Here is a 26,782-nt window from a genome sequence, read left to right as displayed (position 1 = left end):
GGGCGGCTCTACCTACGGCCTCAGCGCCCGATTGATAACTTCAGGTAATGGTTAGCGCCATACAAATGTCGTTGGACCCGCTCTGGCGCTGGGCCTAACGTTAACGCCACGGCGCGACATTCGAGACATCGATGTCGGATAACTTTTTGAAGCAGGACATTCTGCGTGCCGGTTTTGACTCACGTTCGAATTTGAACGGACTGCCAAGCGTACTCGCACTGATCGCTACCCGCCTTATTGAAAGTGCGATGTTGATTGATTGGTTAATAAGCATAATAAAGAGGGTCGTATGAGCCATGCCGATGAGATTCTTTCGGTAAACAACATCTTCAAGGTGTTCGGTCCCAACCCGAACATGGCCATGGAGATGCTCCGCAAGGGCGCCGACAAGAACGAAATCTTCAGCAAGACCGGCCACGTTGTCGGCGTGTTCGATGCAAGCTTTTCCGTCAAGCGTGGCGAGATTTTCGTCATCATGGGCCTCTCGGGCTCGGGCAAGTCGACCATGGTGCGGCTGTTCAACCGCCTGATCGAACCCACTTCCGGCAGCATTCACCTCAACGGCAAGGAAATTACCGGTCTTTCAGACAAAGCCTTGCTGGATGTGCGCCGCAAGGAAATGGGCATGGTGTTTCAGTCCTTCGCGTTGATGCCGCATATGAGCGTGCTTGAGAACACCGCCTTCGGCCTGGAAATTGCCGGTGTGCCGGAAGCCGAACGCCACAGCCGCGCCCGTGAAGCCTTGAGCCAGGTTGGCTTGGCCGGTCACGAGAACAGTTACCCGCACCAGTTGTCTGGTGGCATGCAGCAGCGTGTGGGCCTGGCCCGGGCGTTAGCCAACGACCCGGCGATCTTGCTGATGGACGAGGCGTTTTCCGCACTCGACCCGCTGATCCGCAGCGAGATGCAGGGCGAACTGATCCGCCTGCAGGCTGAGCAACAACGCACCATCATCTTCATTTCCCATGACATCGAAGAAGCCATCCGCATCGGCCATCGCATTGCGATCATGGAAGGTGGCCGTGTGGTGCAGATCGGCACCCCACAAGAGCTGATCAACCAGCCGGCCAACGACTACGTGCGTACTTTCTTCAAGAGCTTCGACAGCTCGCGGGTGCTCAAGGCCGGCGATGTGGCCAGGTTCGACCCGGCCGTGGTGTGCAAGGTCAATGGCAAGGCGCCGAGCTTCCAGGCCGGCGTGCCGTTTGGCTACCTGGTCGACGAGCGCGGGCAGTTGCTGGGCGTGGTCGACACCGACGTCAACGGCGCCACTGCCAGTGACCGCTACAGCCTGCACGAACAGCGCCCGGTGTACACCGACACGCCGCTGCACGAAGTCCTCGGGATTGCTGCCGACCTGCCGTACCCGGTGCCGGTGCTCGACCGTCAGGGCGCCTTCAAGGGCACGCTGTCGAAGAACGAGCTGCTGCAGACCCTGAGCCGCAACTAATCCAAGAAGCGCCCGTAGCGTTTATTAGAACAGGTAAGCCCTCATGTCCGAATTCAGCCTGCTTGACCCGTTCCAGGCGGCCACCATCCCCTTGGGCGACTGGGTCACCGCGACCCTGAACTTTCTGGTGCACAACTTCCGCGAGGTGTTCCGCGCCATTCGCTGGCCAATCGACCAGGTGCTCAATGGCATCGAGTTCACCCTGCAGAGCATCCCGCCCACCATCGGCATCCTCCTTTCGTCATTGCTGGGCTGGCAGCTGGCAGGCAAGCGCATGGCGGTACTGTGCTTCATCACCCTGACCTTGCTCGGCCTGATCGGTGTGTGGTCGGAGTCGATGACCACCCTGGCCCTGGTACTGACGTCGGTGTTCTTCTGCGCGGTCATCGGCATTCCGTTGGGTATCGTCTGCGCCCGCAGCAACCGCCTGGAAAGCATTATCCGCCCGCTGCTCGATGCCATGCAGACCCTGCCGGCGTTCGTTTACCTGGTCCCGGTGGTGATGCTGTTCGGCATCGGTAATGTACCTGGCGTGCTGGTGACCATCGTGTTCGCCCTGCCGCCGCTGGTGCGCCTGACCAACCTGGGTATTCGCCAGGTGCCGGAAGACAAGATCGAAGCCGCCCGCGCTTTCGGCTGCACCCCACGGCAGATGTTGACCCGCGTGCAACTGCCGCTGGCCACTTCGACCATCATGGCTGGCCTCAACCAGACCCTGATGCTGTCGCTGTCGATGGTGGTCATCGCCTCGATGATTTCGGTCGGTGGCCTGGGCCAGATGGTACTGCGCGGCATCGGCCGGCTGGACATGGGCCTGGCCACGGTCGGTGGCGTGGGGCTGGTGCTGCTGGCGATCTTCCTCGACCGCCTGACCCAGGCCATGGGCGCCCGCACCAGTGCCGACCCGAGCCTGCGCTGGTACCACACTGGCCCCGCAGGCGTGGTGATGCGCCTGTGTGGCGCAGCGCCCGTGAAAGGGCGGCGCAAGACCGCCTGAGCACAGCAAGACACTTGATACGTTCGATCTGCCGCACTTGAAGATAAAAATCAGAAGAAGGTAAGCGACGATGCACGAATCCAAATTCACCCGCAGCATCCTCAAATGTGCCACGGCATTGACCCTGGTGGCCGCTGCGCTGGGCGCAAACGCTTCGGCGGACAAACCGGGTGATGGCGTGAAGGTAACGCCGATTTTCCCCTCGATCGCCGAAGAGCGTTTCCGCGGTGAAGTGGCCATGGAAGGCCTGCGCGAGCTGGGCTACAACGTGCAGGAACCCAAGGAGACCGAATACGGCGTGATGATGGTGGCCTTGGCCAACGGCGATGCCGACTTCACCGTGCACCTGTGGGAAAAACTGCACGACAAGTTCTACCAGCAGGCTGGCGGCGATGATGTGATGGTCAAGACCGGCAACATTCTGCCGGGTGTCGCCCAGGGCTACTTGATCGACAAGAAAACCGCCGACCAGTACAACATCAAGTACATCACCGACCTGAAAAAGCCGGAAATCGCCAAACTGTTCGACACCGACGGCGACGGCAAGGCCGACATGACCGGTTGCAATCCGGGCTGGGGTTGCGAGCTGGTGATTTCCCACCACATGAAGGCCTACGACCTGGACAAGAGTGTCAACGTCAACCAAGGCTCGTACTTTGCGCTGATGGCCGACACCATCGCCCGTTACAAGGAAGGCAAGCCGATCCTGTATTTCACCTGGGTGCCGCAGTGGATCGCCAGCGTGCTGGTCGAAGGCAAGGATGTGGTCTGGCTGGAAGTGCCGAAGACCGACCTGCCTGATGGCAAGAACGACGTCGACACCACCTACCACGGCAAAAACCTGGGCTTTGCCATCGACAAGGTGGTGGCCGTGCTGAACAAGGACTTTGCCGAAAAGAACCCGGCGGCGCTGAAGTTCCTGTCGCTGGTGCAGATCAACACCGACGACGAGAGCAACCAGAACCTGAAGATGCAGCAGGGCGAGAAGAAGCCCAAAGACATCGAGCGCCATGCCAAGCAGTGGGTTGCCGCCCACCGCCAGCAGTTCGATCAGTGGCTGCAAGCCTCACGCGACGCAGCGGCCCAGGCCGGCAAGTAACCTGTTCCAGCACTGCTGGCTTCTTCGCGGGCAAGCCCGCGTGGAAGCCAATGCAACTCCCGCAGTTGAGTTAAAGCCATGAGCCACTTCGAAAGCATCCTCAAAAGCACCAACCTGGCCCACCTGGCCCCGGCCATCCGCACTTCGCTTTCAATGCCGTGCCAGCGCGTGGCCTTCGTCCTGCGCGAGCACTTCTCGATGATGGCCTTCACAGCTGCGATGGACAGCCTGGTCACCGCCAACCTGATGAGTGCCACGCCGTTGTTCCAGATCCAGGTGGTGGGCGAGGGCGCGCAAGTGATGAGCGACCTGGGCATCGCCTTGCCGGTCAACACTCAGCTCGCTGACCTGGATGTGCACGGCCTTGACTGCCTGCTGGTGTGTGGTGGCTTTCGCGTGCGCCTGGAGGCCGCGCCGCAACTGCGTGCCAAGTTGCGCCAAGCCGACCAGTACGGCTGCCAACTGGGCGGGCTGTGGAACGGCGCTTACTTCCTGGCCGAGGCTGGCTTGCTCAATGATCACGACTGCGCCTTCCACCCCGATGGCCGAGCGATGATGAACGAGCTGTTCCCCAAAGTACGTATCAGCCGCCAGGCCCATGTGCTGGACCGGCGACATATGAGCTGCGCCGGTGCCAGCAGTGCCTTGGACATGATGTTGGCAATGCTTGAACAGTGCGGTGGCGTACCCTTGCGCCGGGCCGTGGAGCAGATGCTGGCCTGTGACCGTGCGCGGGTCATGAGCGACGCACCTGCCAGCGCCCCGGAAATCGACCCCAGCCTGCCCAAGGGGGTGCGCCTGGCCCTGGAATTGATGCATGCCAATATCGAAGACCCCATTGGCATCGACGAAATCGCCGAACATGCCGGCTTGTCTCGCCGGCACTTGGAGCGGCTGTTCCGCCGCCATGTGCAGGCCACACCACCGCGTTACTATCTGGAGCTGCGCCTGACCCATGCGCGCCAACTGTTGCAACACACCAGCAAGTCATTGACCGAGGTGGCAGTGGCCAGCGGGTTTGTCAGTTTCCCGCATTTCTATCGGCGGTTTCGTGAGTTGTTTGCCGTTGCTCCGCGCCAATATCGTGCCCGTAGCCAGGGGTGGGCAGGGCGGCAGGAAGAAACTGTTCGATAAACGAACACAGGCTGCACCTGGCCTGTCCGTTATCCGCCCATCCAATCCCATCGCCGCATTGCCCAACCCCCGCCTTTTTGCTGTAGTGTGCCCATCCACCGGTTGTCGCCTGCCCCCGCGACCCGCAACCGGCCCGATAGAATGACCGTGACGACCGCAACCACAGCCCACAAGGCAGTAGGACGCGGCGACCAGAACAATAACGATACCGAGTGCCTTGCCTATGGAAAGCCGCCTGCTGAGCGAACGCAGTAGCGTGTTTCACCACGCCGACCCTTATGCTGTGTCCGATTATGTGAACCAGCATGTGGGCCAGCATTGCATCGGTCTGTCGCGTACCACCCACCCTCAGGCCAGCCTCAGCCACCGCAAGTTCGCCGAACTCGACTTGTGTCGTATCAGCTACGGTGGCAGCGTGCGCGTTACCTCGCCAGCACTGGAAACCATTTACCACCTGCAAGTGCTGCTCAACGGCAATTGCCTGTGGCGCGGGCACAAGCGCGAACAGCACCTGATTCCAGGGGAGCTGCTGCTGATCAACCCGGACGACCCAGTTGATCTGACTTACTCAGAAGACTGCGAGAAGTTCATCCTCAAGGTGCCGACCCGCTTGCTGGACTCGATCTGCGATGAACAGCGCTGGCATCGGCCAGAAGGCGGCGTGCGGTTCTTGCGCAACCATTATCGGTTGGATGAACTGGACGGGTTCGTGAACCTGCTGGCGATGGTTTGCCATGAAGCGGAAGTGAGCGACTCGCTACCCAGGGTGCAGGGCCATTACAGCCAGATTGTCGCCAGCAAGCTGCTGACCCTGATGAGCACCAATATCCGCCGCGAAAGCCTGGGATCGCCTGGCGTAAGCCTTGATCGGATCATCGAATATATCGATCGCAACCTCAAACTTGAGCTGCCAGCCGAGGCGCTGGCAGAGCAGGCGTGCATGAGCCTGCGGTCGTTGTATGCGTTGTTCGACCGGCATCTTGGTACTACGCCCAAGCAATATGTGCGTCAGCGCAAGCTGGAGCAGGTGCGTGCCTGTCTGGGAGATGCCAGTTGTGCAGTGCGTAGCGTGACTGAACTGGCCTTGGATTATGGCTTCCTGCACCTGGGGCGCTTTTCCGAAGTGTATCGGCACCAGTTTGGTGAATTGCCTTCGGAAACTTTCCGTAACCGGCGCTGAACTTCGCCACCCCCTTCGCGTGCAAGCCTGCACAAAACGGATACTACTGCGCACAAACCGGATACTCCCGCCTAATACCAGCGCCCAAACTGACCAGGTCTAAACAATAACAATGGAGACCCTGGCCATGTCCCTGGGATTCGACTACCTCAATGCCATGCTCGAGGACGACCGTGAAAAGGGCATCTACCGCTGCAAGCGCGAGATGTTCACCGACCCACGCCTGTTCGACCTGGAGATGAAACACATCTTCGAGGGCAACTGGATCTACCTGGCCCATGAAAGCCAGATCCCCGAAAAGAACGACTTCCTCACCCTGACCATGGGGCGCCAGCCGATTTTCATCGCGCGCAACAAGGACGGTGAGCTCAATGCCTTCCTCAATGCCTGCAGCCACCGTGGCGCCATGCTGTGCCGGCACAAGCGCGGTAACCGCTCCAGCTACACCTGCCCATTCCACGGCTGGACGTTCAACAACAGCGGCAAGCTGCTGAAGGTGAAAGACCCGAGCAATGCCGGCTACCCCGACAGCTTCAACTGCGACGGCTCCCACGACCTGACCAAGGTGGCGCGCTTCGAGTCGTACCGGGGCTTTCTGTTCGGCAGCCTGAACGCCGATGTAAAACCGCTGGTGGAACACCTGGGCGAGTCGGCCAAGATCATCGACATGATCGTCGATCAGTCGCCGGAGGGTCTGGAAGTGCTGCGCGGTGCCAGCTCGTACATCTACGAAGGCAACTGGAAGCTCACCGCCGAAAACGGCGCCGACGGCTACCACGTCAGCTCCGTGCACTGGAACTACGCCGCTACCCAGAACCAGCGCAAGCAGCGCGAAGCGGGTGACGAGATCAAGACCATGAGCGCCGGTTCCTGGGCCAAGCAGGGCGGCGGCTTCTACTCCTTCGACCACGGCCACCTGCTGCTGTGGACCCGCTGGGCCAACCCCGAAGACCGCCCGGCCTACGAGCGCCGCGACCAGCTGGCCGCCGACTTCGGCCAGGCCCGCGCCGACTGGATGATCGAAAACTCGCGCAACCTGTGCCTGTACCCCAACGTTTACCTGATGGACCAGTTCAGCTCGCAGATCCGCGTTGCCCGGCCGATTTCGGTGAACAGAGACCGAAATCACCATCTATTGCATCGCGCCGAAAGGCGAGAGTGCCGATGCCCGTGCCAAGCGCATCCGCCAGTACGAAGACTTCTTCAATGTCAGCGGCATGGCCACCCCGGACGACCTGGAAGAGTTCCGCTCGTGCCAGACCGGCTACGGCGGCGGCACCGGTTGGAACGATATGTCCCGCGGTGCTAAACATTGGGTCGAAGGCGCTGATGAGGCCGCCAAGGAAATCGAACTCGAACCGCTATTGTCCGGCGTGCGCACCGAGGACGAAGGCCTGTTCGTGCTGCAGCACAAGTACTGGCAGGACACCATGATCCAGGCCCTCAAGGACGAACAGCAACTGATCCCCGTGGAGGCCGTGCAATGAGCCTGTATGAAACCGTGCGCGACTTTCTCTACCGTGAAGCGCGCTACCTGGACGACGCCCAGTGGGACCAGTGGCTGGAGCTGTACGCCAGCGACGCCACCTTCTGGATGCCCAGCTGGGATGATGACGATACCCTGACCGAAGACCCACAGAGCGAAATCTCGCTGATCTGGTACGGCAACCGGGGTGGCCTGGAAGACCGAGTGTTCCGCATCAAGACCGAACGCTCCAGCGCGACCGTGCCCGACACCCGCACCTCGCACAACATCAGCAACATCGAGATCGTCGAACAGGGCGAGGGCAGCTGCCAGGTGCGTTTCAACTGGCACACCCTGAGCTTCCGCTACAAGACCACTGACAGTTATTTCGGCACCAGTTTCTACACCCTCGACCTGCGCGGCGAACAGCCGCTGATCAAGGCCAAGAAGGTGGTGCTGAAAAACGACTACGTGCGTCAGGTCATCGACATCTACCACATCTGACACAAGGTTTTGCGAGCACTGCCCGGTGCGTCCTGCGACGCGCCGTGGGCCGGCTCGCCCGCGAGGTGCAACATGAGCTACCAGATCGCACTGAATTTCGAAGACGGCGTTACCCGTTTCATCGAGGCAAGCGGCCACGAGACCGTGGCCGATGCCGCCTATCGCCAGGGCATCAATATTCCGCTGGACTGCCGCGACGGTGCTTGCGGCACCTGCAAATGCAAGGCCGAATCCGGGCGCTATGACCTGGGCGACAACTTCATCGAAGACGCCCTGAGCGAAGACGAAATCGCCGAAGGCTACGTGCTGACGTGCCAGATGCGCGCCGAAAGCGACTGCGTGATCCGCATTCCGGCTTCGTCGCAGCTGTGCAAGACCGAGCAAGCCAGTTTCGAGGCGGCCATCAGCGATGTGCGCCAACTGTCGGCCAGTACCATTGCCCTGTCCATCAAGGGCGAGGCCCTCAGCCGCCTGGCATTCCTGCCGGGGCAGTACGTCAACCTCAAGGTGCCGGGCAGCGAGCAAAGCCGCGCCTACTCGTTCAGCTCACTGCAGAAGGACGGCGAAGTCAGCTTCCTGATTCGCAACGTGCCGGGCGGGCTGATGAGCAGCTTCCTCACCAACCTGGCCAAGGCCGGCGACAACATGAGCCTGGCCGGGCCGCTGGGCAGCTTTTACCTGCGGCCAATCCAGCGCCCGCTGTTGCTGCTGGCGGGAGGGACCGGGCTGGCACCGTTCACTGCAATGCTGGAGAGGATCGCCGAGCAGGGCAGCGAGCATCCGCTGCACTTGATCTATGGCGTGACCAACGACTTCGACCTGGTCGAACTCGACCGCCTGCAAGCGCTGGCGTCGCGCATCCCCAACTTCACCTACAGCGCCTGCGTGGCCAACCCGGACAGCCAGTACCCGCAGAAGGGTTACGTGACTCAGCACATCGAGCCACGCCACCTCAATGACGGCGATGTGGACGTGTACCTGTGCGGGCCGCCACCGATGGTAGAAGCGGTCAGCCAGTACGTGCGTGAGCAGGGCATTACCCCGGTCAACTTCTACTACGAGAAGTTTGCGGCGGCGGCCTGACTCCTTTACCCCGAACACAACACTGCCCCCTGTAGGAGTGGGTTTACCCGCGAAGAGACCGGCCGGTACAGCGGTTATGTCTTGTCGGACGCATTCGCGGGTAAACCCGCTCCCACAGGGATCGTGGTGAACCGGAGAGATGGATATGAACAATAGATTCCAAGGCAAGGTCGCCCTGGTCACCGGTGCCGCCCAAGGCATCGGCCGGGGTGTGTGTTGGCGGCTCAAGGCCGAGGGCGCGCAAGTGGTCGCGGTAGACCGTTCCGAGCTGGTCCACGAACTGGCCGGCGAGGGCATGCTCACCCTCACTGCCGACCTGGAGCAACACGCTGACTGCGCCCGAGTCATGGCCAGTGCGGTCCAAGCCTTCGGCCGCCTGGACATCCTGGTCAACAACGTTGGTGGCACCATCTGGGCCAAGCCTTTCGAGCACTACGAAGTCGAGCAGATCGAAGCCGAAGTGCGCCGCTCGCTGTTCCCGACCCTGTGGTGCTGCCATGCCGCGCTGCCGTACATGCTCGAACGCGGCAGCGGCGCCATCGTCAACGTCTCGTCCATCGCCACCCGTGGCGTCAACCGTGTGCCCTATGGCGCGGCCAAAGGTGGCGTCAACGCGCTGACCGCGTGCCTGGCCTTTGAAACCGCCGGCCGCGGCATCCGCGTTAACGCCACCGCGCCCGGCGGCACCGAAGCACCGCCCCGGCGCGTGCCGCGTAACAGCGCCGAGCAGAGCGAGCAGGAAAAACGCTGGTACCAGCAGATCGTCGACCAGACCCTCGACAGTAGCCTGATGCACCGCTACGGCAGCATCGACGAGCAGGTGGGCGCCATTTTGTTCCTTGCCTCTGACGAGGCTTCGTACATCACCGGCGTGACCCTGCCGGTAGGGGGCGGCGACCTCGGCTGAGCAGCAACCTCACGGCAACAGCTTTCCTCCACAACAAAAACAAGAGCGACAGATGCCATGCGAACCCTTGACGTACACCCGATCATCGATAATGCGCGCTTTACCCCGTTTCACTGGATGGTCATGGCCTGGTGCGGCCTGCTGCTGATCTTCGACGGCTATGACCTGTTCATCTACGGCGTGGTACTGCCGGTAATCATGAAAGAGTGGGGCCTGACCCCGTTGCAGGCGGGTGCGCTGGGCAGCTATGCGCTGTTCGGCATGATGTTCGGCGCCTTGGCATTCGGCAGCCTGGCCGACCGCATCGGGCGCAAGAAGGGCATTGCCATCTGTTTCGCCTTGTTCTCGGGGGCGACCATTCTCAATGGCTTCGCCAGCAGCCCGAGCGAGTTTGGCATCTACCGCTTCATTGCCGGCCTGGGCTGTGGCGGCCTGATGCCCAACGCCGTGGCACTGATGAACGAGTACGCGCCCAAACGCCTGCGCAGCACGCTGGTGGCGATCATGTTCAGCGGCTATTCGCTGGGCGGCATGCTGTCGGCGGGCGTTGGCATCTTCATGCTGCCGCGCTTTGGTTGGGAATCGATGTTCTTCGCCGCTGCGGTGCCACTGTTGCTGTTGCCGGTGATCCTCTACTACCTGCCGGAATCCATCGGTTTTCTGGTGCGTCAGGGCCGTAGCGATGAAGCGCGCAAGCTGCTGAAACGGCTGGACCCGAACTGTGACGTGCAGGCCGATGACGTGCTGCAGGCGGCTGATCGCAAAGGCAGCGGGGCGTCGGTACTTGAGCTGTTCCGCAACGGCCTGGCGATTCGTACCCTGGCGCTATGGCTGGCGTTCTTCTGCTGCCTGCTGATGGTCTATGCGTTGAGTTCCTGGCTGCCCAAGCTGATGGCCAACGCCGGTTACAGCCTGGGTTCGAGCCTGTCGTTCCTGCTGGCCCTGAACTTTGGCGGCATGGCCGGGGCGATCCTCGGTGGCTGGCTGGGTGACCGCTACAACCTGGTCAAGGTGAAGGTGGCGTTCTTCATTGCCGCTGCGCTGTCGATCAGCCTGCTGGGGGTGAACAGCCCAATGCCCGTGCTGTACCTGCTGATCTTCATCGCCGGCGCCACCACCATTGGTACGCAGATTCTGCTGTATGCCGGCGCTGCGCAAATGTACGGCTTGTCGGTGCGCTCCACCGGGCTGGGCTGGGCTTCGGGCATCGGCCGCAACGGCGCCATCGTCGGCCCGCTGCTGGGCGGCGCGCTTATGGGTATCAACCTACCGCTGCAACTCAATTTCATAGCCTTCGCCATCCCTGGCGCCATCGCAGCGCTGGCCATGGCCGTGCACTTGGCCAGTGGCCGGCGCCACGCTCAGGCCGTTGCGGCGCAGGCCTGAACCGAAAAGAACAAGATGAGGTAAACCCATGACCGTGAAAATTTCCCAAACTGGCGAAGTACAGCAGTTCTTTGCAGAGGCCGCAGGCGTTGGCAACGATGCCGGCAGCCCTCGGCTCAAGCGCATCGTGCAGCGTGTGCTGCAGGACACTGCGCGGCTGATCGAAGACCTGGAGATCAGCGAGGACGAGTTCTGGCATGCCGTCGACTACCTGAACCGCCTGGGTGGCCGCGGCGAAGCCGGGCTGCTGGTGGCGGGCCTGGGCCTCGAGCACTTCCTTGACCTGCTACAGGATGCCAAGGACCAGCAGGCCGGGCTGGTCGGCGGCACCCCACGCACCATCGAAGGCCCGCTGTACGTGGCCGGTGCACCGATTGCCCAAGGTGAAGTGCGCATGGACGACGGTAGCGAGGAGGGCGTAGCCACGGTGATGTACCTGCAAGGCCAGGTGCTCGACCCGCAAGGGCAGCCGCTGCCAGGCGCCACGGTGGACTTGTGGCATGCCAATACCCGTGGCACCTACTCGTTCTTCGACCAGAGCCAGTCTGAATACAACCTGCGTCGGCGCATCGTCACCGATGCCGAAGGGCGTTACCGCGCACGCTCCATCGTGCCGTCGGGTTACGGATGTGACCCGCAGGGGCCAACCCAGGAGTGCCTGGACCTGCTGGGCCGCCACGGCCAGCGCCCGGCGCATGTGCACTTCTTCATCTCGGCGCCGGGTTACCGGCACCTGACCACGCAGATCAACCTGTCGGGGGACAAGTACCTGTGGGATGACTTTGCCTATGCCACGCGCGATGGGCTGGTGGGGGAAGTGGTGTTCGTCGAAGGCGAGGCGGGGCGGCATGCCGAGTTGAAGTTCGACTTCCAGCTGCAGACGGCCCTGGGCGGCGCGGATGAGCAGCGCAGCAACCGGCCACGGGCGTTGCAGGACGCCTGAACCACCGAGTTGGCTGCTACGGGGCTCGCTCCCATAGGGATCGCGCGAGCCCCCGAAACTGCCAACACAGAACAAGAGCCAGCCTCCAAGGCCGGCCGATGCCTTGCGAGAGTCTCATGACAACCTTGATCAAGGACAGCTCGCTGTCCGCCATCATCGCCGGCTGCATCGCCACGATGATCTCCTACGCCGGCCCGCTGGTGATCATCTTCCACGCCGCCGAAGCCGCCGGCCTGTCGCACCAGCAACTGTCGTCCTGGGTCTGGGCCGTGTCCATGGGCAGTGCCGTGCTCGGTGCGCTACTGAGCCTGCGCTACCGCGTACCGGTCGTGATCGCCTGGTCCATCCCAGGGTCGGCGCTGCTGGTCACCGCCTTGCCGCAACTGGGGCTGGAGCAGGCCGTGGGCGCCTATCTCGTGGCCAACCTGGTTCTGCTGCTGATTGGCATCAGTGGAGCCTTCGACCGCATTATTGCGCGGTTGCCGGGCTCCATTGCCGCCGGCATGCAGGCCGGCATTCTGTTCAGCTTCGGCATCGAGGTGTTTCGGGCCTTGCCGATGCAACCCATGCTGGTGTTGGCGATGTTCATCACCTACGTGCTGATGCGCCGGGTGCAGCCGCGCTATGCAGTGGCTGCGGTGCTGTGCGTGGGCACCGTGGTGACCGTGGCCAGCGGTGCGTTCCGTAGCGAAGCACTGGTGCTTGAACTGGCCTCGCCCCAGTGGGTCTCTCCGCAGTTCAGCCTGGCGGCGGTGTTCAGCCTGGCGCTGCCGATGGTGCTGGTGGCGCTTACCGGGCAGTTCATGCCGGGCATGGCGGTACTGCGCAACGCCGGCTACCCCACGCCTGCCAGCCCGCTGATCAGCGCCAGCGCCCTGGCCGGGGCACTGCTGGCGCCATTCGGCTGCCACGGGCTGAACCTGGCGGCGGTCACCGCCAGCCTGTGCACCGGCCATGAAGCCCATGAAAACCCGAGGCGGCGCTACGTGGCGGCGGTAGCTGGCAGTGCGCTGTACCTGCTGCTGGGCATTGCCGGGGCCACCTTGATGTCGCTGTTCGCAGCCTTTCCTGCCGCACTGATCGCCGCCCTGGCCGGTCTGGCCCTGTATGGCGCCATCAGCGAGGCATTGGCCCGCAGCCTGGCAGAACCGGCCGAGCGCGATGCCGGGCTGTTCACCTTCCTGGTCACCGCGTCTGGGGTGGCTTTCCTGGGCCTGTCGGCGGCGTTCTGGGGGCTGTTGTTCGGCCTGCTGGCTCACGCACTGCTCCGGCTGCGCCAGCCACGTGCCCAGGAGGTGCTGCGCCGTAACCCATGACCTGCCGTGTTCCCAACGCTTTACCCATAAAAACAAGATCAAGAGAGCTTCGGAATGAATCACACCCCTTGCGTTGCCCTGGGCCTGACGTTGCTCAGCCAGCCACTGCTGGCTGCCGAAGGCGGCTTCTTCGAGGACTCGAAGGCCACCTTGAGTGCCCGTAACTACTACTTCAGCCGCGATTTCTCCGACATCGTCGGGGCCGACAAGCAGTCCAAGGCCGAGGAGTGGGCCCAGGGCTTCATCCTCGACTTCAAGAGCGGCTACACCCCAGGCACGGTCGGCTTTGGCGTGGATGCCCTGGGCCTGCTTGGCATCAAGCTCGACAGCAGCCCCGACCGGGCCAACACTGGCCTGCTGCCGGTGCATGGCGATGGCCGCGCGGCCGACGAGTACAGCCGCCTGGCACCCACCTTCAAGGCACGGCTATCAAAAACCGAGCTGCGTATAGGCGAGCTGCAACCGAACCTGCCGGTGCTGACCTTCAGTGATATTCGCCTGCTGCCACCGACCTACCAGGGCGCCAGTTTGAGTTCGTCGGAAATCGACGGGCTGACCCTGCAGGCCGGTCACTTGAAAAGCACCCACCTGCGCAACGAGGGCGGCGATGGCAAGATGAACGCGATGCTCGGCCATGTGCCGATGCGCCAGGCTGAGAGTGATGCGTTCAACTACGTGGGTGGCGACTACGCCTTCAATGCCAACCAGAGCAGTGTCAGCCTGTGGTACGGGCAACTCGAAGACATCTACGAGCAGGGCTTCGTCGGCCTGAAGCACAGCAAGCCAGTGGGCGACTGGGTACTCAGCGCCAACCTGGGGTACTTCACTGCACGCGAGGATGGCGATGCTTTGCTGGGCAATATCGACAACCAGGCCTTCTTCTCGATGTTCACCGCCCGGCATGGCGGCCACAGTTTCCATGTGGGTTACCAGGGCATCTATGGCGACAGCCCGTTCCCACGGGTATTCGCCAACATTTCGCCGCTGGGTAACGAGGTGCCGACCTATGAGTTTGCCTATACCGACGAACGCTCGTACCAAGTGCGTTACGACTACAACTTCGCCGCCATGGGCGTACCGGGGCTGACGGCGACCGTTCGCTACATAACGGGTAACAATGTCGATACCGGGCTGGGTTACGAAGGGCGTGATCGCGAGCGTGACCTGGATATTGGCTATGCGGTGCAGAGCGGGGTGCTGAAGGGGCTGGGGATTCGGGTACGCAATGCCATGGCGCGGTCCAACTACCGCAGCGACATCGACGAAAACCGCCTGACGCTGGTGTACACATGGCAACTGTTCTAAGCCATTCAGGGGAATTGCGCATCAGGGGTGTATGCAGGTAGCTTCCGAATACGACTCTTTCAGGAATGCCAACCTTGGACTCCATCACCCAAGCCGTACTGGGCGCGGCCCTGCAAGGGACCGTGCTCGGCGCATTCAGGGCCGCCGCTCGCTGCTGTATGGCGCCGCACTGGGTACGCTGCCAGACCTGGATGTGATCATTCGCTACGCCGACCCGGTGTCGCAGATGACTTACCATCGCGGCTTCTCCCACTCGCTGTTGGTGCTCACCGGGCTGGCCTTGCTGTTGGCCTGGCTGGTCAACAAATGCTGGCCTGGCAAGGGTTATACCTTGCCCAGGCTTTTTCTGGCGTTTTGGCTAGTGTTGGTCACCCACCCGGTACTCGATGCCTTCACGGTCTACGGCACGCAGTTGTTCTGGCCTTTGCAGACCACGCCGCAAAGCTGGGCGGCGGTGTTCATCATCGACCCGGTCTATACCTTGCCGCTGCTGGCTGGGGTGATATACGCCATCATCAAAGGGATGACCGGCCAGGCTACCCGCCTGCTGACCCTGGCATTGGCATTGAGCACCTGCTACCTGGGTTTCGGCCTGGCCGGGCGCATGGCGGCCGAGCAGCGCTTCCAAGCGGCGCTCGACCAGCAAGGTATCGTCGCGAACGAGGTACGTGCCGTGCCGATCGCATTCAACAGTTTGGTCTGGCGGGTACTGGCCAAGACGCCGAATGGCGATTACTACGAAGGCATCAGCAGCGGGTTCGACCGGCAAGTGCCTGAAATGCAGCGTTTGCCGCGCAACCTGGCGCTGGCGCAAGCATTGAAGAACGATCCTTTGCACCAGCGTTTGCGTTGGTTCACCGATGACTGGTTGCGGTACGACCAGATAGGCGACGCGCTGGTGGTCACCGACCTGCGCATGGGCATCCCCGGGAACTACACCTTCCGTTTCAACATGGCGCACCGTGATCACCAAGGGCACTGGGTGGTCGATGTACCTTCGCAGTGGAAAGGCAGCGGGCCTGGTTCGATGCTTGATGGTGATGATCTGCTGCTCATCTGGCGGCGCATTGTCTATCAGCAACCACCCCTGCCGCTGGCCAGCTGGACAGACCGCTACCTTGAAGGTCGATAGGGGCCAGCACCTTGTATTGGCTGGAATTGCACCCATCTAAGGCGGTCTCATCAGCGTCAGGATAACACCATGGAACCCAACCGCTTCGGCGACATCGCCGCCTTCGTCAGCGCCGCGAAGGCTGGCAGCTTCACCGCCGCCGCTGCCAGCCTGGGCCTGACCCGTTCAGCGGTGGGCAAGAGCATCGCGCGCCTGGAAGCACGCATGGCGGTACGCCTGCTCAATCGCACCACGCGCAAACTGAGCCTCACCGATGAAGGCCTGGTGGCGTTCGAGCGCTGGCGGCAGATTCTGGATGACCTGGACGAAGTTGAAAGCACCATGGCCCAGCGCCGTGGCAAACCCACCGGCACCCTGCGCCTGACCGCGCCGCTGTCGCTCGGCCAGCGCCATGTACTGCCGATTCTCGACCAGTACCTCAAGCAATGGCCCGAACTGCGTGCGGACATCCGTTTTACCGACCGTTTCGTCGACCTGGTGGAGGAGGGCGTGGACGTCGCCGTGCGCATAGGTGCCCCCAAGGAGGACTCGCAGTTGCTGACTCGCACGGTGGCCTGGCAGCAGTTCGTGACCTGCGCATCGCCTGCTTATCTGGAAAAACGCGGCGTACCTCAAGTGCCCGGTGACCTCTACGGCCACGACAAGATTGCCTTCCTCGCGGGCGAAAAGGCCATGCCCTGGCGCTTTCACACCGAAGCCGGCCTGCACCTGTGCGAAGACCCCGGGCGGCTGAACATAGACAGTTCCGAGGCCATGCTCGACGGCGCCCGGGCCGGTTTCGGGCTGATTCACCTGCCCACCTACATCACCGGCGACGACCTGCGCGCCGGCACCCTGGTGGAAGTACTGCATGGCTACCGGCCACCGGCAGACCCGATTCGCATCGTGTACCCGAGCAAGCGCCACTTGTCCCCTCGGGTACGCGGCTTCATCGATTTGCTGGTGGCCAGCTGGGAACCGGGCGTGCCCTGGGAATACTGATTGGGGAATGACAGGCCCCTATGCCGGGCCTGAAGCTGGGTTTATCGCTGGCGGCGGAGCATAGAAACTGTCAGCCACTGATAATCCCACTGGAGACCCCATGACTGCACTGTCCGTACTGGATCTGGTCATGATCGGCGAAGGCAAGACCTTCGCCGACGCGATCGAAGAATCCCGCCAGCTGGCGCGGCATGTCGAGCAACAGCACTACAGCCGTTACTGGATCGCCGAACACCATGACATGCCGGGCATCGGCTCGGCTGCCACTTCGCTGGTGATCAACGAAATTGCCAATGCCACCCAACACATCCGTGTCGGTGCCGGTGGCATCATGCTGCCCAACCATGCACCGTTGGTGGTGGCCGAGCAGTTCGGCACCCTCGACACCTTGCACCCAGGCCGCATCGACCTGGGCCTGGGCCGTGCGCCAGGTACTTCCGGGCCGACCGTGCGCGCCTTGCGCGGTGCCGCGCCAGAGCGTGATTTCAGCCAGGACATCGCCGAGCTGCGGGATTACCTGGCCGACAATGGTAAACGCCGAGTGCGTGGTGTGCCCGGCAGACACGATGTGCCGGTGTGGATCCTTGGTTCCAGCCTGTTTGGCGCCGATCTAGCGGCCAAGCTGGGCCTGCCTTATGCCTTCGCCTCACACTTTGCCCCGCGTTACCTGCTGCAGGCAATTGCCCATTACCGGGCCAACTTCCAGCCTTCCGAGCAGTTGGCCAAACCCTATGTGATGGTGGGCATGAACCTGTTCGCCGCCGCCAGCGATGCCGAGGCGGACTACCTGGCCAGCTCGCACCGCAAGTGGATGCTGGACCTGCACGTCGGGCGCTTGGGCTTGTTGCCCAAACCGCAGGAGGGCTATGTCGAACGCCTGCCTGAGCATGAGCGTGCGGTACTTGAACAGGTCATGGCCTGTACGGTGGCCGGTGGGCCACAGCGGGTACGGGAAGGGCTGCGCTCGCTGATCGAACAGACCGATGCGGACGAGCTGATGATCGACTGCCGCATCCATGACCCGCTGGCGCGGCAGCGCTCGCATGCCTATGCAGCGCAGGCGCTGGCCGAACTGCGTTAAAGCTGCTGGCAAGAAAAACGGGAGCCAGCTGAGCTCCCGTTTCAGCATCAAGCCTGCTTCAGGAACGGATAGTCCGTGTACCCTTCAGGCCCATTGGCGTAATCGAACTGCGCCCTGTGCTCATTCAACGGCGCCTGCAGCCGCAGCCGCTCCACCAGGTCCGGGTTGGCGATGTAGCTGCGCCCAAACGCCACGGCATCGATCAAGCCGCGGGCGATCAGGTCTTCACCTTTCTCGGCGGTGTAGGCACCTGCTGCGATGATCACCCCTGGGTAGGCCGCGCGTATCGCCTGGCGGAATTCGTCACGCAGCGGCTTGCCGCCAGCCCAGTCCGGCTCGGACAGGTGCAGGTAGGCAAGGTTGCGCTTGGCCAGCTCGCGGATCAGATACAGACCAGCGGCTTCCTGGTCTTCGCCATTGTCCACGCCATTGAAGCCACCCAGCGGGAATACACGGATACCCACACGTTCGGCGCTCCAGCTGGCAATGGCTGCGTCCACCGCTTCAAGCACGATGCGTGCACGGTTTTCGACACTGCCGCCGTAGCGGTCTTCGCGCTGGTTGGCGCTTGGCGTCAGGAACTGATGCAACAGATAACCGTGCGCAGCGTGCAACTCGATGAAATCGAAGCCAGCCGCGCGGGCATTGACCGCTGCCTGACCGAAGTCGGCAACGATCTCGGCGATTTCCGCTTCGCCGAGCGCCCGTGGCGCCGAGGTTTCCACGCGCATCAGGTTGCCTTGCTCGTCACGCAGGGTCGTACGCGCACCGGCCGGCAGCGCCGATGGCGCCACCGGCGCTTCGCCGCCAGGTTGCAGCGAGGTGTGCGACACCCGCCCGGTGTGCCACACCTGAACGGCGCTGTGGCCGCCATCAGCATGAATACCTTGGTTGATGTGCTGCCAGGCAGCGATCTGTTCGGCGCTGTGAATGCCGGGCGAGCCGGAATAGCCCTTGGCCTGGAAGGAGATCTGCGTGGCCTCGGTGATGATCAACCCGGCGCTGGCACGCTGGCGGTAGTACTCGGCCATCAGCGCGGTGGGTACGTCGCCCGGTTCCAGGCTGCGCAGCCGGGTGAGGGGGGCCATGAACACACGGTTGGGCAAGGTGAGTGGGCCGATTTGCAGCGGTTGCAAGAGTTTCATTGCAGCTCCAGAGGTGAAAAACCAATGGTGCGCACGATACCGAGGTGATTGGGGAAAGGGGGGACCGGGAGCCCGGCGTTGGGCTCCCCAATGGCTCAGCTACGCGCCATCCGCCCGCTCACATAATGGGCCACATCATTGAACCCCGGTGTCGACGCATGCCCAGGCGTCACCAGTGAATCGATGAAGGCTTCATCCTCTGCGGTTATCTTCACCGCCAGTGCGCCGCCGTAGGTCTCCCACTGCTCTTCGGTACGTGGCCCGACAATCGCAGAGCTCACCAGTTGGTTGTTCAACACCCAGGCAATGGCGAACTCGACAATGCCAACACCCTTGGCCTCGACATACGTTTGAATCTGCCGGGCAATGGCCAACGACTCCTGGCGCCATTCCACTTCCATGATGCGTTTGTCCTGCCGCCCTGCACGGCTCCCGGCGTCCGGTACGGCGCCCGGCGCATACTTGCCACTGAGCACGCCTCGGGCCAGCGGGCTGAAAGGCACTACGCCAAGGCCATGGGCCGCTGCGGCGGTGAGTTGCTCGGGCTCGGCCTGGCGGTTGACGATGTTGTACAGCGGCTGGCTGACCACCGGCTTGGGTATGCCCAGGCGCTCGGCAATGTGGCAAACCTCGGCAATGCGCCAACCACGGAAGTTGGACACGCCCCAGTAACGGATCTTGCCCTGGCGCAGCAAGTCGCCAACGGCCTGCACGGTTTCTTCCAGCGGCACCTTGTGGTCTTCGCGGTGCAGGTAGTAAATGTCGAGGTAATCCATGCCCATGCGGGTCAGCGTGGCCTCCAGGGCATTGAAGATGTGCTTGCGCGACAGCCCGCTGCGGTTGGGCAGGCCGTCGGCCGGGCCGAAGCCGACCTTGCTGGCGACGATCCAGTCGTGGCGATGGCGCGCCACGGCTTCACCGACGATTTCTTCCGAGCGCCCAGCGTTGTACACATCGGCGGTATCGATGAAATTGATGCCCTGATCCCAGGCCTTGTCGATGATGCGCAAGGCGTCCTCGGTGCTGGTCTGCTCGCCGAACATCATGCTGCCCAGGGTAAGGGCGGAAACCTGCAGGCCACTGTGGCCGAGTGGGCGGTAGATCATGCGCGGGGGTCCTTTTGCAGTCGGCTGATCCACCTGTTTTACACACAACCGGGACGCATTGAAAGGCGGCCTTCAGCCAATCACCTGCAACGCCTCCTGCAGGCTCAATGGCCGCTTCATGCGTTGCGACAGCGCCGCCATGGCATCGGAGTAACCCTTGGCGATCACGGCTTCGACCCGTTCATCCACACACTGCAGGGCAATGAAATCGCCGTTCTCGGGCTCACCGACGAACTCGATCCGGTTCCAGTCCTGGGCATGGCCGAGTACTTCATAGGTGCGGCCGTGCTGGTAAGTCCAGAAGAACGGCACATCGGCATAGCGGCGTTGTTCGCCAAGCATGTTGGCGGCAGCGATCACCCCATGTTGCTGGGCCAGGCGCCAGTGCTCGATACGCACTGGCCGGCCACTGAACGGAAAGGTGGCGATATCACCTGCAGCCCACAGCCCATCGGCAGCGCGCATTTCTGCATCGACTCTCACGGATTTGTCCTCGGTCAGCGGCACACCTTGAAGGAAGCCAGTGGCCGGTTTGACGCCAGTCCCCAGCAGCACCAGGGGTGTCTGCAGCCGTTCACCGTTGGCCAACTGCACGGCTTCGACGCTGCCCTGGCCCTCGATGCGTTGAACGTCAGTGGGGCCGTGGAAAGTGACACCTTTGCGTTCATGCAGCTCACGGATGCTGCGGCCGATACGTTCACCCAACTGCCGGGCCAGTGGGGCTTCATGGCGAGTGACCACGTGTACTTGTACGCCATATTTGCGCAATGCCGAGGCGGCTTCGAGGCCGATAAAGCCGTCACCGACGATCACCACGGGTTGGCCAGGCTCGGCAGCGTCCAGCAACTGGGCGGCATCCTCCCGAGAGCGAAGGGTGAACACCCCGGGCAGATCAACACCGGCAATGTCTGGGCGCAGGGCTTTGGCGCCGGTTGCCAGCAGGCAGGCGTCATAGTCGATCTGCTGGCCATCGGCGAGCGTAAGTTGGCGTTTCTGGCTGTTCAGTGTGCGCACCTTGCCATGCTTGCGCTCCAGATGGCCCTTGCGCAGGGCGTCGGCTTCGAACAGTGCGGGCACCTCATCGGGCGCCATCTGCCCGGCAATCACGAATTTGCTCAGGGCCGTGCGGTCGTAGGCTGGCTGGCGTTCCTGATCGACCCACACCAACCGGCCAGCGAAGCCATGGGCCAGCAAGGTGGCAACCGCAGCGCTGCCGGCGGCACCGGCACCGACCACCACGAAGCAGCGAGCATCGCTGTGCCTGGGCGGCTCGATCACTGGCAGTGGTTGGTCATCGACCCAAATTTCATCGTCCTTGACCCAAGCCTTGTAGCGTCGCAGGTCGGCCAGCGCAGGGGGTTCACAAACAACCCCGTCGTCTACGGCGAAAGCCGCTTTGTGCCAGGGGCAGACCAGCAGACCGCCGCAAACCACGCCTTCATCCAGAGGGGCACCTGCATGGGGGCAATTGCCCTGGTAGGCATGCACCTGATCGCCCTGGCGGATGAGGATGAGTTCTTCGTTGCCGGCCTGTACGCGCAGGGGGCGGTGTTCGTCGAGCTGGGCCAGGCGGGCCACGGCGTGCTGGGTCATGGGGCTACTCCAAAGGGGCCTTTGGAACCATTTGACGCCTGGGATGAGGAGGAAATGCGTTGAGCTGACGATCGGTGGACAATCCGGCCTGGGCGGGCCTCGTCGCGGGTAGGCCCAACCCCACAGGATCACCTCAGTCTTTGAGGTTGTGGTATCCCTGTGGGGCCGGGTTTACCCGCCAATGCCTTAATTGGCCCGTGCAGTATTCAACGCACCCGCGCGGGTAACGCGCAAGGCCACCAGGCTACCCAGCACGATCAGCGCCGCCAGCGAATACAGCGCGGCGTCGGTGGAGCCGGTCTGGTCCTTGATGAAGCCCACCAGGTAAGGGCTGAGGAAGCCGGCCATCTGGCCCACCGAGTTGATCAACGCCAGGCCCGCGACCGCTGCACCGGCACTGAGTAACGCGGTTGGCATTGGCCAGAACATCGGCAGGCCGGTTAGCGCGCCCATGGTGGCGATCGACAGGCCAAGAATGGCGATGGTGGGGTTAGCCGCAAAGTTCACCGCAATCAACAGGCCGACGGCACCCATCAGCATCGGCACCACAAGGTGCCAGCGGCGTTCGTTGCGCAGGTCTGCCGAGCGCCCGCAAAGGATCATGAACACACCGGCCAGCAGGTACGGGATGGCACTGAGCCAGCCGATCAGCAGCGGGTTGTCGAAGCCCATGCCCTTGATGATCGATGGCAGCCAGAAGTTGATCGCGTACACGCCGCTTTGGATACAGAAGTAGACGAAGCCAAAGGTCCAGATCAGCGGGTTGGTCAACACCGCCAGCACGCTGTCACCGGTGGTGGTCGGCTTGCTGGCGGCATCGGCCTCCAGGTCGGCGGCGATCAGTTGGCGTTCGCTCGGGCTCAGCCAGGTGGCTTTCTGGTAGCCGTCACTGAGCAGGAACACCGCCAGTACGCCCAGTGCAACAGTTGGCAAGCCCTGGATCAGGAACATCCACTGCCAGCCGGCCAGGCCGTGCTGGCCGGCGGCGAAGTGCTCGAGAATCCAGCCGGAGAACGGCCCGCCGAGCAGGCCCGACACCGGGATCGCCGACATGAACAGGGCCATGATGCGCCCGCGTCGGGCCGCCGGGAACCAGCGCGAGAGGTACAGCACCACACCCGGGAAGAAGCCGGCTTCGGCGGCACCGGTGAGCAGGCGCAGGGTGTAGAACTCGGTTGGGGTGGTGACGAACAGCAGGCAGGTGGAGAGGCTGCCCCAGGCGATCATCATCAGCGCGATCCAGCGCCGTGGGCCAAAGCGGTTGAGCGCCAGGTTGCTCGGCAAACCGCACAAGACGTAGCCGATGAAGAAGATGCCAGCGCCAAGGCCGTACACCGTTTCGCTGAACTTAAGGGCGTCGAGCATCTGCAGCTTGGCAAAGCCGACGTTGACGCGGTCCAGGTAGTTGAACAGGTAGCAGATGAAAATGAACGGAATCAGCCGCAGGGTGATGCGCCGGTACAGCGCGTTGCGGGTGGTGTCCGTGCCTTGGTCAGGGGCGGGGCTGTGTGCCATGATCGGGTTCTCTGTTGTTATGGTTTTCGCCGCGTCGCCTGTTCCGGCGCTCGCCCTGACGAGTCTCGGGGACTGCGGCTAGCCTGTCTTTGTGCTTTTGCACAGTGCTCGGCCCAAGCTGCTGTGCCCGAGCCCAAAAGCCTAACACCTAAAGGACCACGCAATGTTCGAGCTCGACCATGACCTGGCGCAGGATATCGTTGACCGGGCGATGGCCATCCTGCCGTGCAACGTCAATGTCATGGACAGCCAGGGCCTGATCCTGGGCAGTGGCGAACCGGAACGCATCAACACCCGTCACGAGGGGGCACAGCTGGTGTTGGCCAACGGCCGGATCGTCGAGCTGGATACCGACGCAGCCAAATGCCTGAAGGGCGTGCAGCCGGGGGTCAACCTGCCGTTGATGCTCGATGGCCGGCTGATGGGCGTGCTGGGCCTGACCGGTGACCCGCAACAGGTGCGCACCTATGGCGAACTGGTACGCATGACCGCCGAAATGCTGCTGGCCCAGCGCAATCTACAGGCAGACCAACAGTGGCGAAGGCAGCGCTGTGACGACCTGCTGGCGCTGTTGCTGGGCGGCAGCGGTGACTCCCCGCGCTTGCTTGACGAAGCTCGCCAACTTGGCCTGAAACCCCAGCTACCGCGGGTACCGTGCCTGTTTGAAATTGCCTCGGGGTCAACGGCCGAGGCGCTGGCCGCATGGTTGACGAGCCGATACCCGGATAGCTGGTGCGTAAGCCCGGCGCGCCAGTCGTTGTTGTGGTGCCGCCCGGCAGGAGTAGCACTGGATGAGCTGCGCCTGCTGGAGCGCCTGCAACGCCATGGCTGGGAGGTCGAACGGCTGGCCCTGGGCAGTGTTGCTCAGAGCCTGGAGCAGGTACGTCGGGGTTACCGCCGGGTACGTGACCTGTTGGCCTATGGCCGCGAGGTATTGCCCACCCAACGCTTGCTTAGCCTGCAGCGTTACCGGTTGCCGGCACTGCTGTGGCGCCACCGCAACGATGACGCACTGGATGAGTTGCTGGAGCCGCTACAGCGTATTCGCAGCAAGGACGGCAGTGGCCAGTTGCTCACCACCCTACGCGCCTGGTGTGCCCATGACGGCCAGAGCCAGGCCTGTGCCGATGCCCTGGGCATTCACCGCAACAGCCTGCGCTACCGCCTGGAGCGGATTGCCGAACTGGGCGAGGTCGACCCGTTGCGTATGGAAGGGATGCTTAGCTTGTACCTGGGGCTACAGCTGTTGCCGGCAGACTGAAGCGCAAGCAGGGTGCGTCACGAAGGCATCCGCCCAAACAACCTGCCCGGCGTTTTGTGCATTTGACCGAGGCGACCCAAGCGGGCACCTGTCAGCATGCCGCTCATCAGGACAGGAGAAACCCCATGAAGATCGTCATTGCCCCCGACTCGTTCAAGGACAGCCTCGACGCTGCAGGTGTCGCCCGCGCCATCGCTGCGGGCCTTGGCCAAGTGTGGCCGGACGCTGAACGGGTCGAGTGCCCGATGGCCGACGGCGGCGAAGGCACCATGGAGGCGATCCTTGCTGCCAGCCATGGCGAACTTCGCCGTCAGGCCGTGCGCGGGCCACTGGGGCACTGCGTCGAGGCCGGTTGGGGCTGGTTGCCACAAAGTCGCACGGCGATCATCGAGATGGCCCAGGCCAGTGGCCTGCAATTGGTGCCAACCGGCCAGCGCGATGCATGCCGCAGCAGCACCTGGGGCACCGGCGAGCTGATCGCAGCGGCCCTGGCCGCTGGCGCGCAGCGGGTGGTGCTGGCCATCGGCGGCAGCGCCACCAATGACGCCGGCAGTGGCATGTTGCGCGCGCTTGGCCTGCGCCTGCTGGATGCCGACGGCCATGCGCTGGAGGAGGGCGGCCTGGCCCTGGCCAAGTTGGCACGTATCGATGCCAGCGACCTCGATCCGCGCTTGGCCGAGGTGCAATTTGAAGTGGCCGCAGACGTCGACAACCCGCTGTGCGGCGTCAACGGGGCATCGGCGATCTTCGGCCCGCAGAAGGGTGCCAGCGCGCAGCAGGTGGAGGCGCTGGACATGGCACTGGGGCATTTTGCCGACCATTGTGCACGGCTGCTGGGGGAAGATGTACGTGACTATCCGGGTTGCGGCGCCGCAGGTGGCATGGGTTTCGCCGCGCGGGCCTTCATGGGCGCGCAGTTCCGCCCAGGCGTGGAGGTGGTGGCCGAGCTGGCCGGCCTCGATGCGCTGGTACACGGCGCAGACCTGGTGGTAACCGGCGAAGGCCGTTTCGATGCGCAGACGCTGCGCGGCAAAACCCCAATGGGGGTGGCTCGAGTGGCCAAGCGCCATGGCGTGCCGGTGGTGGTACTGGCCGGGACCTTGGGTGAGGGCTATCAGCAGTTGTATGCCCATGGGGTGGATGCTGCATTCGCCCTGGCCAGCGGGCCGATGAGCCTGGAACAGGCGTGTGCCAATGCGGCTGAATTGTTGCAGGCTCGGGCTTGCGACATTGGGAGGCTGTGGCGTAGCGCGACCCAAGGCCACGCCTAGAAAGCCTTATGCCTGCGTGTTGAACATGGCAATGAAGTTGGCCAGCGCCGGCGAAGCGTTCTGGGCGCTCCACTTCATGTACAGCCCAAGGCCTGGGGCCGGTTGATCATCGATCGGCCGGATCGGGCGAAACCGCACGCGCTCGCGCGGCGTTGAACTGGCAAACGATTCCGGCACCAGCGCCACGCCAAAACCGCAAGCCACCAGGCCAAGCAGGGTATGGATCTGCGCGGCCTCCTGTACCACCTTTGGGTAGAAACCCGCCGCCTCGCACAGGGCAACCAACTGCGCGTGATAGCCGCCGCCCAGTGCTTGCGGGGTAAAGACGAAGTCTTCCTCGGCAAACTCGCGCAGGTCGATTTCTTCGTGCTGAGCCTTCGGATGGCTTGCGGGCAGGGCCATGACGATCTGCTCGTCAAGCAGCAACCGTGCTTCAAGGGTGCCCACCGGCAGCGGCAACCTGCGCATGAAGCCGATGTCCGCCTCGCCGGCCAGCAACGCTTTGGCCTGCGAGGCCGATGGCATCTCGCGGATGGTCAGTTGCACGTTTGGATAGGTCTCGCGAAAGCTGCGCAGGCTGCTGAGCAGCGAGTCGTAATAGGCGATGGAAATGGCTGTGATGGTCAGCTTGCCGCTGACCCCCGCGGACACATTGCGGGCGTACTCGATCCCCTGTTCCAGCTCAGCCAACGTGCGGTAAGCCGTATCTAGAAAAGCTGTACCTGCCGCCGTCAGACGAACACCGCGCTTGTTGCGCAGAAACAGGCCAAAACCGAGCTTTTCCTCGAGCCGGTTGATTGCCTGGCTCAATGGCGGTTGTGCCATGTGCAGGCGCTCGGCGGCCTTGTGAAAATGCAGCTCTTCGGCCACGGCGATGAACTGCCTCAGCAAACGTGTTTCGATCATCCTGCATTCCTAACAGCACGGC

The 26,782-nt window shown here is 62.9% G+C and carries 21 protein-coding genes and 2 pseudogenes; 18 read left to right on the top strand and 5 right to left on the bottom strand.

What is annotated here, in order from left to right:
• The first annotated feature begins 289 nt into the window (after nucleotides 1-289).
• The 16 genes and pseudogenes from AB5975_24315 to AB5975_24240 all read left to right on the top strand — a co-directional run bounded on the left by AB5975_24315 (nucleotide 290) and on the right by AB5975_24240 (nucleotide 17,963).
• Complete coding sequence (locus tag AB5975_24315) at nucleotides 290-1,450, top strand: glycine betaine/L-proline ABC transporter ATP-binding protein (GenBank protein XDR19601.1); 1,161 nt, start codon at nucleotides 290-292, stop codon at nucleotides 1,448-1,450.
• Between the two features lie 43 nt (nucleotides 1,451-1,493).
• Nucleotides 1,494-2,447 (top strand): glycine betaine/L-proline ABC transporter permease ProW, encoded by a 954-nt coding sequence (proW, locus tag AB5975_24310; GenBank protein ID XDR19600.1) that lies wholly within the window; start codon nucleotides 1,494-1,496, stop codon nucleotides 2,445-2,447.
• Between the two features lie 70 nt (nucleotides 2,448-2,517).
• Nucleotides 2,518-3,546, top strand: coding sequence for a glycine betaine/L-proline ABC transporter substrate-binding protein ProX (gene proX, locus AB5975_24305; protein ID XDR19599.1), 1,029 nt, complete (start codon nucleotides 2,518-2,520; stop codon nucleotides 3,544-3,546).
• A gap of 78 nt (nucleotides 3,547-3,624) precedes the next feature.
• Nucleotides 3,625-4,680, top strand: a complete 1,056-nt coding sequence (locus AB5975_24300) for a GlxA family transcriptional regulator (GenBank protein XDR19598.1) — start codon at nucleotides 3,625-3,627, stop codon at nucleotides 4,678-4,680.
• Between the two features lie 223 nt (nucleotides 4,681-4,903).
• Nucleotides 4,904-5,860 (top strand): AraC family transcriptional regulator, encoded by a 957-nt coding sequence (locus tag AB5975_24295; GenBank protein ID XDR19597.1) that lies wholly within the window; start codon nucleotides 4,904-4,906, stop codon nucleotides 5,858-5,860.
• A 127-nt stretch (nucleotides 5,861-5,987) separates the two neighbouring features.
• Nucleotides 5,988-7,347: pseudogene (gene benA, locus AB5975_24290) on the top strand (benzoate 1,2-dioxygenase large subunit).
• Nucleotides 7,344-7,829: a benzoate 1,2-dioxygenase small subunit gene (benB, locus tag AB5975_24285; protein XDR19596.1), complete on the top strand. Its 486-nt coding sequence runs from the start codon at nucleotides 7,344-7,346 to the stop codon at nucleotides 7,827-7,829. Before benA ends, benB begins: the two are co-directional and overlap by 4 nt.
• A 72-nt stretch (nucleotides 7,830-7,901) precedes the next feature.
• Complete coding sequence (gene benC, locus AB5975_24280) at nucleotides 7,902-8,912, top strand: benzoate 1,2-dioxygenase electron transfer component BenC (protein XDR19595.1); 1,011 nt, start codon at nucleotides 7,902-7,904, stop codon at nucleotides 8,910-8,912.
• Between the two features lie 145 nt (nucleotides 8,913-9,057).
• On the top strand, nucleotides 9,058-9,819 hold the full coding sequence (locus AB5975_24275; protein XDR19594.1) for a 1,6-dihydroxycyclohexa-2,4-diene-1-carboxylate dehydrogenase: 762 nt from the start codon (nucleotides 9,058-9,060) through the stop codon (nucleotides 9,817-9,819).
• Nucleotides 9,820-9,876: 57 nt separating this feature from the next.
• Nucleotides 9,877-11,205 carry an MFS transporter gene (locus AB5975_24270; protein ID XDR19593.1) on the top strand — a complete coding sequence of 443 codons (1,329 nt, stop codon included), beginning with the start codon at nucleotides 9,877-9,879 and terminating at the stop codon, nucleotides 11,203-11,205.
• Nucleotides 11,206-11,233: 28 nt separating this feature from the next.
• On the top strand, nucleotides 11,234-12,148 hold the full coding sequence (gene catA, locus AB5975_24265) for a catechol 1,2-dioxygenase (GenBank protein XDR19592.1): 915 nt from the start codon (nucleotides 11,234-11,236) through the stop codon (nucleotides 12,146-12,148).
• 116 nt (nucleotides 12,149-12,264) lie between these two features.
• Nucleotides 12,265-13,464 carry a benzoate/H(+) symporter BenE family transporter gene (locus tag AB5975_24260; GenBank protein XDR19591.1) on the top strand — a complete coding sequence of 400 codons (1,200 nt, stop codon included), beginning with the start codon at nucleotides 12,265-12,267 and terminating at the stop codon, nucleotides 13,462-13,464.
• A 54-nt stretch (nucleotides 13,465-13,518) separates the two neighbouring features.
• Nucleotides 13,519-14,769, top strand: coding sequence for an OprD family porin (locus AB5975_24255; protein ID XDR19590.1), 1,251 nt, complete (start codon nucleotides 13,519-13,521; stop codon nucleotides 14,767-14,769).
• 74 nt (nucleotides 14,770-14,843) lie between these two features.
• Nucleotides 14,844-15,901: pseudogene (locus AB5975_24250) on the top strand (metal-dependent hydrolase).
• A gap of 69 nt (nucleotides 15,902-15,970) precedes the next feature.
• The gene (locus AB5975_24245; protein XDR19589.1) at nucleotides 15,971-16,882 is read left to right on the top strand and encodes a LysR substrate-binding domain-containing protein; all 912 of its coding nucleotides are present in this window, start codon (nucleotides 15,971-15,973) and stop codon (nucleotides 16,880-16,882) included.
• A gap of 100 nt (nucleotides 16,883-16,982) precedes the next feature.
• Nucleotides 16,983-17,963 (top strand): LLM class flavin-dependent oxidoreductase, encoded by a 981-nt coding sequence (locus AB5975_24240; protein ID XDR19588.1) that lies wholly within the window; start codon nucleotides 16,983-16,985, stop codon nucleotides 17,961-17,963.
• Nucleotides 17,964-18,010: 47 nt separating this feature from the next.
• Here AB5975_24240 and AB5975_24235 read toward each other — a convergent pair whose 3' ends face one another.
• The 4 genes from AB5975_24235 to AB5975_24220 all read right to left on the bottom strand — a co-directional run bounded on the left by AB5975_24235 (nucleotide 18,011) and on the right by AB5975_24220 (nucleotide 23,322).
• Nucleotides 18,011-19,108: an alkene reductase gene (locus AB5975_24235; protein ID XDR19587.1), complete on the bottom strand. Its 1,098-nt coding sequence runs from the start codon at nucleotides 19,106-19,108 to the stop codon at nucleotides 18,011-18,013.
• Nucleotides 19,109-19,203: 95 nt separating this feature from the next.
• On the bottom strand, nucleotides 19,204-20,214 hold the full coding sequence (locus tag AB5975_24230) for an aldo/keto reductase (protein XDR19586.1): 1,011 nt from the start codon (nucleotides 20,212-20,214) through the stop codon (nucleotides 19,204-19,206).
• A gap of 72 nt (nucleotides 20,215-20,286) precedes the next feature.
• Nucleotides 20,287-21,807, bottom strand: a complete 1,521-nt coding sequence (locus tag AB5975_24225; GenBank protein ID XDR19585.1) for an FAD-dependent oxidoreductase — start codon at nucleotides 21,805-21,807, stop codon at nucleotides 20,287-20,289.
• A gap of 186 nt (nucleotides 21,808-21,993) precedes the next feature.
• Nucleotides 21,994-23,322, bottom strand: coding sequence for an MFS transporter (locus tag AB5975_24220; protein XDR19584.1), 1,329 nt, complete (start codon nucleotides 23,320-23,322; stop codon nucleotides 21,994-21,996).
• Between the two features lie 163 nt (nucleotides 23,323-23,485).
• Here AB5975_24220 and AB5975_24215 point away from each other — a divergent pair, with 163 nt between their 5' ends.
• Entirely contained in the window at nucleotides 23,486-24,583 is a 1,098-nt protein-coding gene (locus tag AB5975_24215; protein XDR19583.1) for a sugar diacid recognition domain-containing protein, read from the top strand.
• Nucleotides 24,584-24,708: 125 nt separating this feature from the next.
• A complete protein-coding gene (locus AB5975_24210; GenBank protein ID XDR19582.1) occupies nucleotides 24,709-25,854 on the top strand; it encodes a glycerate kinase in 1,146 nt (381 codons plus the stop codon).
• Nucleotides 25,855-25,860: 6 nt separating this feature from the next.
• On the opposite strand, the gene AB5975_24205 is transcribed toward AB5975_24210, so the two are convergent.
• Nucleotides 25,861-26,760 carry a LysR family transcriptional regulator gene (locus tag AB5975_24205; GenBank protein XDR19581.1) on the bottom strand — a complete coding sequence of 300 codons (900 nt, stop codon included), beginning with the start codon at nucleotides 26,758-26,760 and terminating at the stop codon, nucleotides 25,861-25,863.
• Nucleotides 26,761-26,782: the final 22 nt, after the last annotated feature.

The organism is Pseudomonas putida (assembly GCA_041071465.1).
Taxonomy (GTDB): domain Bacteria; phylum Pseudomonadota; class Gammaproteobacteria; order Pseudomonadales; family Pseudomonadaceae; genus Aquipseudomonas; species Aquipseudomonas putida_P.
This window is presented reverse-complemented; position numbering and strand designations above follow the sequence as displayed.